The following is a 15020-nucleotide window of genomic DNA, read 5'->3' on the forward strand; positions in this document are numbered from 1 at the left end:
GGCCCTTCCTTACACCCTCAACGCCCGCCGGCCCGCCACTCGAAGCGGATGTCGCCGACCGTGGCGGAACCTCCGGCGGGGCAGACCTTGACCTCCCGCGCGTCGGTCGAGCCGTCCCGGCTGTACGCGATCTCCAGGTCGGTACGGCCGGAGCGTGCCGTGGGGCGACGCCCCCGGGCGGTACCCGAACCCGGTATGCCGAGTGTCGCCGCGCTGATCGTCATCCGCCGGCCGTGCAGGGTCACCGAGCCGCCGTTCACCGAACCCGATCCCCGGGAGCCGCCCGTCGCAGTAGCGGTCAGGACGCCGCTGAGCACCGGATGCAGTCGGTGCCAGCGCAGCAGCGCGGCGAGGGCCACCAGGAGCAGCAGCAGCCCGGCGCCGAGCTGCCACCAGCCGGGGCGACCCTGCTGCGCCCGCAGTGAAGCGGCGCCGTCGGGTCCGGCCAGAGTCGAGGTCAGCTTCGCCGAGGCGCCCAGCTCGTCGGCGAGGAAGGCCGCCCAGGGCGTACCGACCCGACCGGTGAGGGTGAGCGCGCACTGCTGGCGTACCACCTCCGACGGTTTCCAGCTCCGGTCACCGGGGTTCCAGTCGACGGTCAGCCGGACCGGTGCACTGCCGCCGGGCGGCAGCTCCACCGGGTCGCCGTCCAGGGTGGACGTCACCGTCGCCCCGCAGGTCGTACCGACTGCCAGGTCGGTGACGGTCAGCGGCAGGTGGTCGTTCTGGGACCGGAGCGTCGCGGTCAGTTCGTTGCTGCCGGCGTCCAGTCGGCCGAGCTGCCCGGGCCACTGGACCGAGACGTTCCGGGCAAGATCTCCGGCCAGCAGTTCCTGCGCCTTGGCCGCCCGGACCCGCTGCTTCGGCTCGGCCAGCCGGGCGCCGATCTGGTCCGGGTTCGTGGTCGGCAGGACCGAGGCCCGCGTTCCGAAGACCTTCTTCAGCAGGTGCGCGCTGGTCCCACCGGCCAGCGGGATCGCGTACGCGCTCAGCGCGTCCTTCTCCAGCCCGCCCGCCGCTTTCGTCAACTGGTTCCAGGCGTACCCGGACTCCACCGGGTACCGACTACCCGGCTTCGGGTCGTGCCGGCCGTCGGTGAGCAGGATGACCGTACCGATCGACGGTGCCTCGGGCCGGCGCAGTACGCGTACGGCGCTCTCCAGTGCGAGCCCGATGTCCGTGTACGCCCCGTTGGCGACCGGCGGCAGCTTGGCCACGATCGCGTCCGGTGACTCGCCGGCCGGCTGCCGCCACACCTGCACCGCCCGCTCGGCGAACGTCACCACGGTGACCTCGTCCTTCGGCGCCAGCGCCGCGAAGAGGTTGCGTAGCCCGGTCTTCAGGGCGGCGTACAGGTTCCCGGTGCGCAGTGATCCGGAGACGTCGACCAGTACGACGTAGTCGGCGGCCACCTCCTGGACGCCGAGCTGTTCGTAGATCCGCTCGGTCGCGGCGGGGTCGGCCCGGCCCGGCACCGGAGCACCGAGGGCCGCCGGCACCGGAGCACCGAAAACTCCAGGCACTGGAGCACTCAGGACCGCCGGCACTGGAGCACCGAGGGCGGCCGGGACGGGCACGCCGAGCAGTCCGGTCCCGAGCCCGAGGGTCAGGGCCAGCCCGGCGGCCGTCCGACGGATCCACCGGTGGCTCGGCCGCACATCGCGGTGACGCGACTTCCCGCCCTTCGCAGTCATGCTCTCCCCCACCTGGTCAACGAAAGTGGCGCCGGTTCGCCCGGCTCCATTGCCGATCGCATTTGTCGTACCGGAAGCGTGCTGTCGATTTCCGTGCGGAAATGGCCGACCGTTCCCGGGTGCCGCGCCAAGAACACGCGGGAGGGTGGCACGAGGTGTCGGGAAGCCGACCGGGATATGCGTACACCGGGTCCGGTTCGGCACCGGAAACAATCGTGCCACTCCCTTGTGACACGCAGACCCGACGCGTTCAATTGACGGGGGACGGGCCCGTTCTGGCAATCACCCGGTCGTCCACCCGGGATGGCCTGATCGGCTCGCGGGGCGCCGGGAGGGCGACCAGCGTCGCTGATCAGTTGACCTGCTCCGGGTATTTTCGTCGTTCCGGAGAATGCGTACGGAGTCGACGACGACCCGATCCGAATGGCGTACATGGTGACGTCTTCGACCGATACCACGATCCGTTTGGTCAATAGCCCGGGGTAGATCAGCTAAGAGGGTCAAACGGGTCTGGACCGCTTTCGGTGCCGCCCTCTACGGTTCGGGGCGTCACTGGGGTGTCCACAGCAGAGACGCCATGTCGGTGGAGGTGCGCACGTGCCGGAAGAGATTGTTCCCGGGTCGACCGACTCCGAATCGGGGCGGACCATCGACCTGGAAATTGTGCGGGATACGACGGGAAACACGGACTTTCCTTCGCCACGCAACGGTACCCAGGTCACGGTCTCCGGAACGCGGACGTCCGTTTCCGGCGACCGGGAGGCGCCCGGTCCCGACGAACAGGCGACGGGCGCCGACCCGACCGCGCCGGGCCACGGCCCGGAGGTTCCGGCGGCCGGGACCGGACCGGCGGAAGGCGTTCCGCTGACCTTCGCCGAGCGGCTCGACCGGCTCGACGCGACGGTCGCGACGCTGCACCGCGGGCTGGCCAGCGGCAACGAGCGGGCGGCCGCCCGGGAGCGGGTCATCGACCGGCAGTACGAGGACATCGAACGGCTCCGTGCCGGTGAACGCCAGTCCCTGCTCCGGCCCATGCTGGTCGAGTTGCGCCGGCTCCGGGACGACCTGCTCCGGCAGGCCGCCGGACTTCCGGAGAACCTGCCGTCCACCCAGGCGGCCAGCCTGCTGGAGTCGTTCGCGTACAGCACGGAGCTGATCCTCGGCCGGGCCGGAGTGGAGGTGCTCCGCCCGAATCCAGGCACCCCGTTCGACCCGACCCGGCAACGCGCGGCCGGGATGCTGCCCGCGCCCTCGCCGGAACTGGACGGCACCGTCGCCGAGGTCGTCAGCGACGGATATTTCGACCTGGCCACGGATCGGGTCCTGGCCACCGCGACGGTACGCGTGCAGCGGTGGCAGGAGCCGGCGCCGGTGATCGCGCCGGACGACCCCGACGAGGCGGCACGGCCGGAGGCCGGGCTGCCGGAGGCCGGGCTGCCGGAGGCCGGGCTGCCGGAGGCCGGGCTGCCGGAGGCCGGGCTGCCGGAGGCCGGGCTGCCGGAGGCCGGGCTGCCGGAGGCCGGGCTGCCGGAGGCCGGGCTGCCGGAGGCCGGGCTGTCGGAGGCCGGGCTGTCGGAGGCCGGGCTGTCGGAGGCCACGGCGCGCCCGGTCGGCGCCGACATCTGAAGTTCCGACGCCCGAAGTCCGACGCCCGAAGGAGGAGAGATGTCCCAGGAACCAGTCACATATTTCGGTATCGACCTCGGCACCACGTACTCGGTGGTCTCCTACGTCGACCAGTCCGGCCATCCGACGGTGGTCCGGAACGTCATCACCAACAGCGAGACGACGCCGTCGGCGGTGTACTTCGAGAACGCCGGCAACGTGGTGGTCGGTGCCTCGGCCAAGAACGTGTCCCGGCTCTACCCGGACCGGGTGGTGCAGCGGGTGAAGCGGCGGATGGGCCGGGAGGCGCACTGGGAGTTCGACGGGAACACCTACACCCCGGAGTCGATCTCGGCACTGATCCTCAAGCAGCTTGCCGAGGACGCCGCCGAGGCCACCGGGCACGAGGTACGTCAGGTCGTCATCACCGTACCGGCGTACTTCGGGATGCTGGAGCGGGACGCGACCCGCAACGCCGGTCGGATCGCCGGGCTCGACGTGATCGGCATCGTGCCCGAGCCGGTCGCCGCCGCGCTCCAGTACGAGATGCGGGACAGCGCCGCGGGCGCCGAGCGGATCGTCCTGGTGTACGACCTCGGCGGCGGCACCTTCGACACCACCGTCATCCGGATCACCCCGGGCGCGATCGACGTGCTCTGCACCGACGGCGAGCAGGAACTCGGCGGCGTCGACTGGGACAACCGGCTGATCAAGTACCTGGTCGACGAGTTCGTCAGCCAGGCCGAGCCGGCCCAGGACCCCTACTCCGACGAGGAGTTCATGCAGTCCGTCGCGTCCAGCGCGGAGGAGCTCAAGCACCAGCTCTCCCAGGTGGAGTCCCGCAAGGTGCCGCTGCGGTTCGCCGGTGCCGCCGCGATGATCGAGGTGACCCGGACGACGTTCGAGCAGATCACCCGCGATCTGCTGGACACCACGCTGGTGGTCACCGACCGGGTACTGGCGAAGCTGGCCGACAAGCTCGGCGCCGCCGACCCGGCCGGGCGGATCGACGACGTACTGCTGGTCGGCGGCTCCACCAAGATGCCGGCGGTCAAGGGCCGGCTGACCGAGAAGTACGGCTGGAAGCCCCGGTTGCACGATCCGGACCTGGCGGTGGCCAAGGGCGCGGCCCGGTTCGCGCTCAGCCGGGCGCTGTGGGACTGGAAGGACGCCGAGTCTGCCGCACCGACCCCGCAGGAGCAGGAGTTCCGGGTCCAGGAGCTGGCGCTGCGTACCGGGGTGGATCCGGACGAGCTGGCCGAACTGGCGAGCAAGCGGATCACCACCGTGCTGCCCAAGGCGTTCGGCGTACGGCTGGTCGACACCGACCTGCCGAACTGGGAGGCCGACCCGATGGCCGCCTCGTACGTCGAGCACCTGGTGCACGCCGACGACTCGCTGCCCAGCGACCTCAAGGTGCTGCACGCCGGCACGGTCGTACCGAACCAGACCGACATCGAGATCGCGGTCTACGAGCAGGCCGGCGCCACCGAGAGCCGGGACCTGGCCGCGAACAAGGCGGTGGACCAGGGCAAGGGCGTCATCAGCGGGCTGCCGCCGCTGCCGGTCGGCTCGCCGATCAACATCACCCTCCGGGTGGACGACGAGGGCTTGCTGACGGTGCGGGCGGTGGAACCGGGCACCGGCAAGGAACTCACCATCGAGGTCCGGGTCAGCATGCTCACCGAGGCCGAGGTGGTCGAGGCCCAGCAGATGGTCTCGGCGATCGCGGTACGGGCCTGAGCGATGACCTTCGACCCCGTCCGGTACGAGCAGGAGGTGATCCGGCCGCTGCGCCGGCACACCCGGCTGCCCGCCGGTGACCTGCTAAGGCGGTACGCCATCGAGCCGGGCCTGGACGACACACGGCTAAAGGAGCACCTGCGCCGGATCCGGGCGTACTGGAACCAGAAGGCCGGCAGCCCGGACAACCGGGCCAAGGTGTGCCGGCTGCTGCTGCTCGCCGACGAGGAACTGCAACGCAACCACGGTGCGGCGATGTACCAGCCCGCCTGGTGGCAGCAGCAGGCGCAGCAGTGGCAGCAGAGCAGCCGGGCCAAGGTGACCGCGCTGGCCGCCGACCTGGCCAGGGCGCACCAGCCGCTGGGTCAGGTGACCCGGGCCCAGTTGGCCGCCCTGGCCGCGAGCTTTCCGGAGCTGTCCCAGGCGCAGATCGACGACGCGGTACGCCAGGCCAAGCTGCGGGTCGTCGACACCGTCGAGCTGCCGAAGACCAGCGGATTGGACCGGACCGCCTACGGGCGGCTCAAGACCGGCTGCGCGGAGGTGGACGCGCCGACCGTGGTCCAGTTGCTGCATCCGACCCTGAACCGGCCGTTCACCCTGCTGCGCGAGTTCGGGGTGCCGGGCGGCCCGGCGCTGCGACTGGACCGCCCGGTGCTCGACGCGTGCCTGCGGGCCGTCGACTCGGCCGCCGACTCGTCCACGGTACGGGCCCGGAAGGCGGCGCTGCACGTGCTGCGTACCGGCCTGGAGGGCGGCGCGGACCTGCGCGTCATCGCGCTGTACCAGGTCGTCGAGCAGTTGGCGGCGGCCCGGTCCCAGGGGCTGGCCGAACTGCTGCTGATCCATCAGGCCACCGCGCTGGGCCTGGCCCAGCCGGAGGCGGAGCTGCTGGTCGCCAGCCTGGGCAGCGCGGGAGGCCAGGCCGCCAGTGGCGCCGACCGGATCCGCGAACTGCTGGCGGACGGCGAGTTGCGGGCCGCCCAGCAGGCGCTGGCCGCGCTGCCGGGCAGGGATCCGGAACACACCGCGGTGGCGGCCCTGGTCGCGACCCAGCAGGCGACCGTGGAGCGGCTGGTCCGGGAGGCCGGCGCGGCCCTGGCGGCACACCGCGAGCAGGACGCCGAACGGCAGTTGCGGGAGGCGCTGCGGATCGCCTCCGACGACGAGGACCTGGCGGCCCGGCTGCGCCGGCTGCCGCCACCGCCGCCGCGTGACCTCTCCGTCGTGCCGGTCGACACCGACGTGCGGCTGGACTGGAAGGCGCCGGACTCGGCAATGGCCGAACTGCGCTACCGGGTGGTCCGGACCGAGGGCCGGGTGGCGGCGGCACCGGCCGACGGTGTGCAGGTCGCCGCGCCGACCTCGACGTCGGCGGTGGACCGCCAACCGCCGGTGGCCCGGCCGATCGCGTACGCGGTCTTCGCCAGTGCCGACGGTACGGTCTGGTCCCGCCCGGCCAGCGGCACACTCTCGATCGTCCCGCCGTTGACCGAGGTGACCCTGCGGGTGCGCCGGGACCAGATCGTCGGCGCCTGGAAGCGGCATCCGGCGACGGTGGCCGTCCGGGTACGCCGGGTCGAGGGCTCCCCGCCGCATGGCGCGGGTGACGGCGATCCGGTCGACGCGGAGCTGGACTCGTTCGTCGACCGGGGCATCGGCGAGGGCCGGGAGTACTTCTACAGCGTCGTCGCGGTGTACCACGACGTACGCCGACGTGAGGTGACCGCGCCGATGGTGGTGGTCTCGGCGTCACCCCGGGCTCCGGCCACCCCGGTGGAGACGCTGCGGGTCAGTCCGCTGGCCGCCGCCGACGACGGCAACCGGGTACGGGTGTCCTGGACCACCTCGGCCGGCACCGAGGTACGCGTCCGGTACGCCGCGCAGCGCCCGCCGTGGGAGGTCGGCGCGGTCGTACCGGTGACCCATCTCGACCGGTACGGCCGTCCGCTGGTCGGCGCGCGGCACGTCGAGGGGCCGGACACCGTGCTGGAGGCCGACGTGGCGGCCGGACAACAGGTGTACGTCCCGTTCGCCATCGGTGGCACCGGCGCCGTGGTCGGTCGGCCGGTGGTGGTCGGAGTCGCCGAGCCGGTACGCCAGCTCGTCGCCCGGCGTACCGGTCCGGAGGTACGGCTGTCCTGGGTGTGGCCCGACGAGGTGGGCATGGCGGAGGTCACCTGGACCACCCCGGAGCACGGCACCCGGCGGCACCGGGTCACCCGGGCACAGCTCGTCGACGGCGAGGGCTGTCTGCTGCCGGTCGGACCGGGTGGCGGCAGCGCCGAAGTCAGCGCGATCGCGGTCGGCTCGCTCGGCGAGGCCAGCTCGGTCCCGGTCTCGGTGACCGTGGAGGGAACCGCGCTCTCGCTGTCGTACGAACTGTGCCGGCTGCCCGGGATCCGGCGGCTGTCCCGGCAGCGGCAGCTGCGGGCCACCGTGAACGCCGACTGCCGGAACGTCGATCTGGTGGTGGTGGCCGCCGCTGGACTGATCATGCCGCTGCGTCCCGAGCAGGGCACCGTGGTGAACCGGTACGACGGGCTCACCTTCACCCGGGACGTGCCGCTGACCTTCGACATCGAGATCCCGTCGGGGTTGGGCCGGCCGTACTGGCTGCGCTGCTTCGTCAACGGCCCCGGCAACCTGACCGTGACCGACCCGCCGATCGACAACCTGAAGGTGTCCTGATGACTCCTCTGCTGGGGCAGACGGCCTGCCCCTACTGCTATCACCAGATCCCGGGGCGGAAGCTGGCGTACCAGTGCACCGGGCGGGGCTCACCGGGCCGGGACGGCTGCCCGAAGACCGTCGACGAGAAACGCCGACGGGAGACGGGCTTCAACCAGCCGTCCCGGCCGGTGTTCACGGCCGACAAGGCGGGTCTGTACGCGCCGCCCCGGGCCAAGTGTCCGACCTGTCGGGCGGAGAGCGGGATCCGGGCCTGTCCCTGCTGCCACACGCCGCTGTCGGCGAACTTCGGCGCCTCGGCCGGCCCGTTGATCGCGATGGTCGGCGCGACCGGCACCGGCAAGACGGTCTACCTGACCGTACTGGCGCACGAGCTGATGAACGGGCTGCGCCGACGGTTCGACGCCGACGTACGGCGGGTCGGCGGCTCGTCGTCGGAGGTGGAGCAGGTGTTCGGCGAGCAGACCCTGTTCGGGCAGACCGCACAGGCCAAGGGCGGTTGGCGGGAGCCGGTCGTCTTCGAGTGGCGGCAGCAGCGCCGGGGGCTCGGGATCGGTCCCCGGTTCCGCACCACCTACCTGTCCTTCTACGACACCGCGGGTGAGGACCTCACCGAGCAGGACACCACGCACGACCTGACCTACCTCGGTGCGGCGGAGGCGCTGATCCTGCTGCTCGATCCCTTCATGATCCGCAAGGCCCGGGACCAGATCCGACTGCCGAAGTCGGCACTGCGGTCCCAGGAGTCGACGCTGAACGTGGTCAACCGGGTGACCGAGACCCTGCGGGCCAGTCACGGGCTCAAGCCCCGGCAGAACGTGAAGATCCCGGTGGCGGTGGCGTTCGCGAAGATCGACGCCTTCTTCGACGTACTCGGTCGGGACCACGCGCTGCTGCGGAAGCCCCCGGTCACCGCCGGCTACGACGAACTCGCCGGCCAGGCGACGCACGAGCAGATCCGAGCCCTGCTCCGGGAGTGGGACGCCGACGACATCGACGCCCACCTGCGGCACAACTACGAGAACTTCCGCTACTTCGCCGTCTCCGCGCTCGGCGCCCAACCGGACTACGACGACGCGGTCGTCGATCCGCGCGGCGTACAGCCGTTCCGGGTGGACGAGCCGCTGGTCTGGCTGCTCAGCCGGTTCGGCGTGGTACCCCGGCTGGTGAACAGGTGACCGCGCCGGAGGGGCAACCCGGCTTCGACACCCTGATCTACACCGACTGCCGGGCCGGACAGGGCCTGCGCGGCGCGGTCGGACTCCAGTTCCAGGCCCGTTCGGCCGGTGCCGACGAGGCGGCGATGGCGGTGGTGCAACGCAACCTGCTGTACGAGCCGCCGGCGAGGTGGATGCGGGAACGCCGGTCGGTCTCGGACTATCCGCCCTCGTTCGCGCACGTCTGGGACGGGCACCTGGCCACCGCCGCCGGGGTCTACCTCGGCAAGGAGGTCAACGGCAGCCGCGAGGGCAACCAGCTCACCCACAGCGTGGTCACCCGCGACCCCGCCGCGTACGGCCCGGTCCGGCCGGCGCAGCTGTTCGGCGCGACGTTCTGGACCGACCGACCGGCACCGACCACCCAGTCCCCGCCGGTGCCGCCCGGCTGGCAACCCGGACCGATCGGGATCGAGGACGCCCAGAAGTTCGTTCTCGACCAGCCCGACGGGCGGCAGACCCTGATCGCCCTGGTCTCCGCGCTGGAGGAGGTGACCGAGCCGGGCGCCCGGCGGGTGCTCTTCGTCGCCGACGCGCCGGCCCCGGTGCTGCACTGGATCACCGCGGCGACGCTGCTGCTGCCCCGGAACCGGGCGCTGGCCATCGGGTTCAAGGTCTTCACCACCAATCCCGCGTACGCCACCCAACCGGTGGTGGCGGTGCATCCCGACTGGGGCACCACCGACGCCCGGGTCGACAACGATCTCGGGTACGCCGTCTTCGACCTGGTGCACGGCGGCTGCTCCGAGGTGCCGTCGACCCGGCACGCCGAGACCTGGGTGCCGCTGTTCTGCGCCGAGGACCCGTACGACATCGTCGACGCGATCGAGGTCGCCGCCGCCTCCGGGCTCGGCCGGCACGCGCCGGTGCTCGGCCTGGCCGCGACGCTGCGCCGCCGGCAGACCCCGGAACAGGCGGCGATCCTGCTGCGCTGGCTCCGGGACAGCGACCGCGACCTGCTGGCCGGCTGGCGGGGACCGGTCGTCGACCTGCTCGCCGAGTCGGTCGACGAGCTTCCGTCGCCGGTGCTGCTCGCCTTCGACGAGGTGGCCCGCTCCGGGCAGGTGCCCGCCGACCGGGTGGCACCGGTACGACTGGCGCTGATCACGGCCGAGATCCAGCGGGCGTACCGGGACGCCGAGGTGGCCGGCGTGGTCCTGCCGGCCCTGCCCGCCGGTACCTGGCTGCCGGAGCACCAGGCCGCCGCCGAACGGGCGGTACTGGCGGCGCTGCGCGGCGCACCGCCGGCCGCGTTCGACGCGGTGCTCCGGGTCGCGTCCCGGTTCGAACTGGCGGTCCGGATCGCCGACATCAGGGACGAGGCCGGCCGGTTCGTCGACGACTGGGCCCAGCACCGCCGGGCGTACGAGCCGGCCGGCTGGCCGTGCGGCGAGGAACTCGACGCGATGCTCGTCGACGGGCTCTGCGAGCAGATCGCCCGGGATCCGGCCCGGGGCGCCGGCATCGGCGACGGCTGGTGGCGGCAGCGCTGGCGGGGGTGCGTCAACGGGGCCACGCCGTTCGACCAGGCGGTGCTCGGCGCGGCGATGGTGCACCTCGATCCGGACCGTCGGCTCGACCTGGTCCGGCTGGTGTTCCGGGACCTGCCGGCCGCCGACGATCCGAGGCGACTGGCCGGCGAGCTGGCCGAGATCCTCTGGGCCCGGCGGCCGGCCACGCACGAGGAACTGCAACTCCTGCTGGACACCGTGCCCCGGGACACCGTGCTGCCGCACGTCGTCTGCCAGGCGCTCTGCGCCGAACTCCTGGACGGGAAGCTGACCGAGCAGGTGGTGGTGCTCGGCCACCGGCTGCGCAGCAAGGGCATTCTGCGCAGCCGGAACCGTCGGGTGGCCGACCTGCTGGAGGCCGACTACGACCTGTACGACCTCATCGAGCAAATCGCCCGGCTGAGCTCCGCGAACTCGGCGAAGTCACTGGAGAGCCGACTCGGTGCCATTCCCGGCCCGATACTGCTGCTCCGGGTCGACAAGGTGGTCGACGCGCTGTTGGCGGCCGACGCACCGCACGTCGTCCGCCGTCTGCTCAGCGCCCGGCCGGAGCTCGCCGAGCCGTACGTCCGGCGACTCTGCGCCGACCTGCGCCGGGGCGGCCGGAGCCCGGCCCGGGTCCGTACCGCGTTCTATCTCGGCACCTCCCCGCACGTGGCCGGCGCCGACCAGACCGAGTGCAAGCAGGCGGTCCGGCACTGGCTCGGGCGGGCCGGCACCAGACGGATCAAGCCGGTCACCGAACTCGTGGCGCAACTCAGCCCCGACCATCTGAGCATCTGGCAGGCGTGGGTGGCGGAGACCCGGCGCGGTTTCCCGGCCCGATTCCTGCCCCGGCGGAGGTGAACCATGCCCACTCTGGTCATGTTCCTGGCGCTCGCCGCCGCAATCATCGGGTACGGCTGGCTGTGCTACCTCGTCCTGGCCCTGGTCCTTCCGGCCGTGGCCCCGGTGGCGTTCGTCGCCGGGGTGGTCGGCGGACTCGGGCTGGCAATGGTGGCCGCGACCCGGGTGCTCAGCGGCCACTATCCGCCGACCCGGGTGCTCGGGCCGACCGACGTGGCGGCGGGCCGGCTGGCCGGCAGGGTCGGCGCGGCACAGGTCCGGCGCGACCGGGCCTGGCCGCAGTACTTCACCGCGCAGGTCCGGCTGGACCTGATCGCGGTGCACCGGCTCGGCTACGGCGTGCTCGGCCGCGCCTGGACGGGTGCCGTCCGGCCGTTCGGGCCGACCCGCCGCCCCCGACTGCTGCTGTTCTGGCCACTGCTGCTGATCGGCGTCGCCGGGTTCGCCGGGTTCGGCGCCGGGACGGTGCTGGGCACCGCACTGGTGGCACTGCTGTCCGGGATCTTGACGATCTCCGCCTGGCTGGTCGGCTTTCCGCTGGTCCTGTTGCTGCGCGGGGCCGACCGGTGCTGGCAGTGGATCTTCCGGGCCGGGGGCAGCTGTCCACGCTGCTACGAGGTGACCTCGCTGCCCGCGTACCGGTGTCCCGGTCCACACTCGACCGAGGATCGGCGGTGCGGCGACGATCTGCACCGGAACGTCCGCCCCGGCCGGCTCGGCGTGCTGTGGCGGCGGTGCGCCTGCGGTACCCGACTGCCGACAACCGTGCTCCGGGCCTCCCGCACACTCGCGGCACACTGTCCCACCTGCACCGCCGCGCTGCATCCGGGTGCCGCGGTCGCCACCGACGTACGGGTGCCGGTCTTCGGTGCCTCCTCGGCCGGCAAGACCCAGCTCATCATGGCGGCGCTGGTGGCACTGGTCGGGGCACCGTCGACCGGGGCGGACCGACCGGCGGGCGGCTCCGACGATCCAGTGGACGGCATCGGGGCCGGCGAGGCGTCGGGCGGGGCCGGAACCATGCTGGCCGACGAGTACAGCCGGCGCCGGTACGACGAGTACCTGCAACTGGTGACCGAGGACCGGGCGGCGCCGAAGACCGACGTGGCGCAGCAGCCGGTGGCGGTGACCGTACGCATCCCGACCGGCCGGCACCGCTCCGCGCTGCTGCACCTGTTCGACGCGGCCGGCGAGGCCCTGGTCGACCAGCAGCTCAACGCGGGGTACGCGTACCTCGACTACGCCCGGACGCTGCTCTTCGTGCTCGACCCGTTCTCCGTACGCGATGTCCGGGACCAGTCCGCGCGGGCGTTCGCGGACGTCTTCGCGGAGGCCAACCCGGCGCAGCACGATCCGGAGGACTCGTACCAGTCGACCGTCACCCGACTGCGCCAGTACGGCGTCGACACCGCCCGCCAGCGGCTGGCGTTCGTGGTCAGCAAGCGGGACCTGATCGAGCGGCTGCCGATCGGCGAACGGCTCGGCATCGATCCGGACAGCATCCGCGGCTGGTTGCTGGATCGCGGGCTGGACAACCTCGTCGCCTCGGCCGCCCGGGACTTCGCCGAGGTGCGGTTCTTCCTGGTGTCGTCGAAGGACCTGTCCGAGTCCGGCGCGGTGGCACCGGTGCGTTGGCTGCTGGAGACCGAGCGGGTCGCGGTACGGCCGCAGGGCACGGGCATCGGCCGGGCCGCGCCGGCTCCCCGGGGCGTACCGAACGAACGCGACCAGCACCAGACCGCCTGATCCAGTCTTCGACGGCCCGACCGGAAACGAGGAACGACATGTCCGGCACCGCACTGCCCGTGACGCACCGGATCGCCCGGGGCGTGACCCTCCTGCTCGTCCTGGTCTCCTTCGGCGTGCTCGCGGTGGGCAGCGGCGCGCTCGCCTGGCTGCTCGGCGAGGGCGCGGAGATCCTCGAACGGATCGGCTCGGGCCCGCAGTGACCGAAGCGGAAGGCGTGGAACGACGATGAGAACGCTCGGCATCGACCTGGGCACCACCTTCTCGGTGGTGGCCACCCTGGACAGCGCCGGACGGCCGATGATCCTGCCGAACCCGCTGGGCGAGGAGGCCACCCCGTCGGTGGTCTGCTTCGAGTCGCCCGGCTCGGTGCTGGTCGGCTCCGCCGCGTACAACGCCGGACCGGCCTTTCCGGACCGTACCGTCGCGTTGATCAAACGTCAGATGGGCACGGACCGGCTGCTCCGCTTCGACGGTGTCGAGTACACCCCGGAGGCGGTCTCCGCGCTGATCCTCCGCGCACTGGTGCACGGCGTACTGCCCGGACACCGGCCGGAGTCCGGTCGGACCGTACCGGCCGTGGTGACGGTGCCGGCGTACTTCGGGATCCGGGAACGCGAGGCGACCCAGCAGGCCTGCCTGCTCGCCGGGGTACGGCCACTGGAGCTGGTCAGCGAGCCGGTCGCCGCCGCCGTGCACTACGGCTTCTCTGACGTGGCCGGCATCGGCACCGCCCTGGTGTACGACCTCGGCGGCGGCACCTTCGACGGCACGGTGCTGAGCCTGGGCGGCCGGATCCAGGTGGCGGCGACCGACGGCGACACCGAACTGGGCGGCGCCGACTGGGACCGCCGGCTGGTGTCGTTCCTGCTGGAGCAGTTCCTGGCCCGCGTCGAGCCGGCCGACGACCCGGCCGACGACGAGGTCTTCATGGCCGAACTGCTGCTCACCGCGGAGCGGGTGAAGCGGGCCCTGTCCAGCACCTCAGTGCACCGGGTCCCGATCCGGTACGGCGGCCGGGGCGTCACCGTGACGGTGAGCCGGGACGACTTCGAGGCGGCCAGCCGGGACCTGGTGGACCGGTCGCTGGTGGTGCTGCGCCGGCTGCTCGACGCGGCCGGCCGGGCCGGTGTTGCGGAGATCGACCACTGCCTCCTCGTCGGCGGATCCAGCAAGATGCCGATGATCGCCGCCGCGCTGGCCGCCGAGTTCGGCTGGCGGCCCCGACTCTTCGATCCCGACCTCGCGGTGGCCAAGGGCGCGGCGCTGCGGGCACACCAGTTGACCCAGCTGGCGGTGCAGGACCGACCGGAGACCGGAGACCGGGAACCGGGCCCGCGCAGGACCCGACCCTGGACCCGGGGCGGTGGCGCCGACGGCGGCGGGTCCACTCCGGTACGGGTGGACTGGCGCCGGCCGGACGCCGCCGTCGTACCGGTGGAGGCGGCGCCGGAGTTCTCGCCGCCCGGCGGCAGCGGGCTGAGCATCGCGCCGGCCGCCTCGGTGGCGTCCCGGGGCCTCGGGCCGCTGGTCCACGACAGCCACGACCGGACCGGAGAGCACCGGTTCGTCGCACACGTCATCCACCAGAACGACCCGCTGCCGGTGGCGAACCGGGAACTCACCCTCGCCACCATCCTGGACAACCAGCGCAGCGTCCGGATCGAGGTGTACGAGCAGGCCGGCGCGGTGGAGTCCGCCGAGGTGGCCGACAACCGGCCGGTACTCGACGGCGAGCTGACCGGACTGCCGGAGCGGCTGCCGGCCGGCTCACCAATCCGGCTCAGCCTGGGCCTGGGACTGGACGGCCGGCTCAGCATCACCGCGTCGGAGCCGGGCAGCGGCGCCAGCCTGACCCTGGAGGCCTGCATCGACGGCGTACTGGACCGGGCCGGACGCGAGACGGTCGCCCACGACCTGGCCGCGCTGACCGTACGGCACTGAACGACCCAGCTTCGGGAGGTACC

Annotated in this window: 9 protein-coding genes; 8 read left to right on the forward strand and 1 reads right to left on the reverse strand. The window is 72.5% G+C overall.

Translation table 11 applies throughout. The features are described 5' to 3' along the window. Positions 1 to 17: 17 nt before the first annotated feature. Positions 18 to 1523 carry a vWA domain-containing protein gene (locus H4W31_RS37350; protein WP_192770902.1) on the reverse strand — a complete coding sequence of 502 codons (1506 nt, stop codon included), beginning with the start codon at positions 1521 to 1523 and terminating at the stop codon, positions 18 to 20. A 768-nt stretch (positions 1524 to 2291) separates the two neighbouring features. On the opposite strand from H4W31_RS37350, the gene grpE reads away from it, so the two are divergent. Genes grpE through H4W31_RS37390 form a run of 8 tightly spaced genes read left to right on the forward strand, consistent with a single transcriptional unit; the run spans position 2292 to position 14997 of the window. Then, positions 2292 to 3320 carry a nucleotide exchange factor GrpE gene (gene grpE / locus H4W31_RS37355; protein ID WP_192770903.1) on the forward strand — a complete coding sequence of 343 codons (1029 nt, stop codon included), beginning with the start codon at positions 2292 to 2294 and terminating at the stop codon, positions 3318 to 3320. A 39-nt stretch (positions 3321 to 3359) separates the two neighbouring features. After that, on the forward strand, positions 3360 to 5042 hold the full coding sequence (locus H4W31_RS37360) for an Hsp70 family protein (RefSeq protein WP_192770904.1): 1683 nt from the start codon (positions 3360 to 3362) through the stop codon (positions 5040 to 5042). Positions 5043 to 5045: 3 nt separating this feature from the next. Beyond that, a complete protein-coding gene (locus tag H4W31_RS37365; RefSeq protein WP_192770905.1) occupies positions 5046 to 7733 on the forward strand; it encodes a hypothetical protein in 2688 nt (895 codons plus the stop codon). Beyond that, a complete protein-coding gene (locus tag H4W31_RS37370; protein WP_225945887.1) occupies positions 7733 to 8911 on the forward strand; it encodes a hypothetical protein in 1179 nt (392 codons plus the stop codon). The genes H4W31_RS37365 and H4W31_RS37370 overlap by 1 nt, the downstream gene beginning before the upstream one ends. After that, on the forward strand, positions 8908 to 11307 hold the full coding sequence (locus tag H4W31_RS37375) for a GTPase-associated protein 1-related protein (RefSeq protein ID WP_192770906.1): 2400 nt from the start codon (positions 8908 to 8910) through the stop codon (positions 11305 to 11307). Before H4W31_RS37370 ends, H4W31_RS37375 begins: the two co-directional genes overlap by 4 nt. 3 nt (positions 11308 to 11310) lie before the next feature. Then, entirely contained in the window at positions 11311 to 13053 is a 1743-nt protein-coding gene (locus H4W31_RS37380) for a TRAFAC clade GTPase domain-containing protein (protein WP_192770907.1), read from the forward strand. A 38-nt stretch (positions 13054 to 13091) separates the two neighbouring features. Beyond that, a complete protein-coding gene (locus H4W31_RS37385; protein WP_192770908.1) occupies positions 13092 to 13256 on the forward strand; it encodes a hypothetical protein in 165 nt (54 codons plus the stop codon). A gap of 25 nt (positions 13257 to 13281) precedes the next feature. Next, positions 13282 to 14997: an Hsp70 family protein gene (locus H4W31_RS37390; protein ID WP_192770909.1), complete on the forward strand. Its 1716-nt coding sequence runs from the start codon at positions 13282 to 13284 to the stop codon at positions 14995 to 14997. The last annotated feature ends 23 nt before the right edge of the window (positions 14998 to 15020 follow it).

It is taken from the genome of Plantactinospora soyae (assembly GCF_014874095.1).
GTDB lineage: Bacteria > Actinomycetota > Actinomycetes > Mycobacteriales > Micromonosporaceae > Plantactinospora > Plantactinospora soyae.

Bases quoted from the DNA above. Each gene is read 5' to 3' on its own strand.
- H4W31_RS37360 (WP_192770904.1), top strand. From the start codon at position 3,360: ATGTCCCAGGAACCAGTCACATATTTCGGTATCGACCTCGGCACCACG.
- H4W31_RS37365 (WP_192770905.1), top strand. From the start codon at position 5,046: ATGACCTTCGACCCCGTCCGGTACGAGCAGGAGGTGATCCGGCCGCTG.
- H4W31_RS37370 (WP_225945887.1), top strand. From the start codon at position 7,733: ATGACTCCTCTGCTGGGGCAGACGGCCTGCCCCTACTGCTATCACCAG.
- H4W31_RS37380 (WP_192770907.1), top strand. From the start codon at position 11,311: ATGCCCACTCTGGTCATGTTCCTGGCGCTCGCCGCCGCAATCATCGGG.
- H4W31_RS37385 (WP_192770908.1), top strand. From the start codon at position 13,092: ATGTCCGGCACCGCACTGCCCGTGACGCACCGGATCGCCCGGGGCGTG.
- H4W31_RS37390 (WP_192770909.1), top strand. From the start codon at position 13,282: ATGAGAACGCTCGGCATCGACCTGGGCACCACCTTCTCGGTGGTGGCC.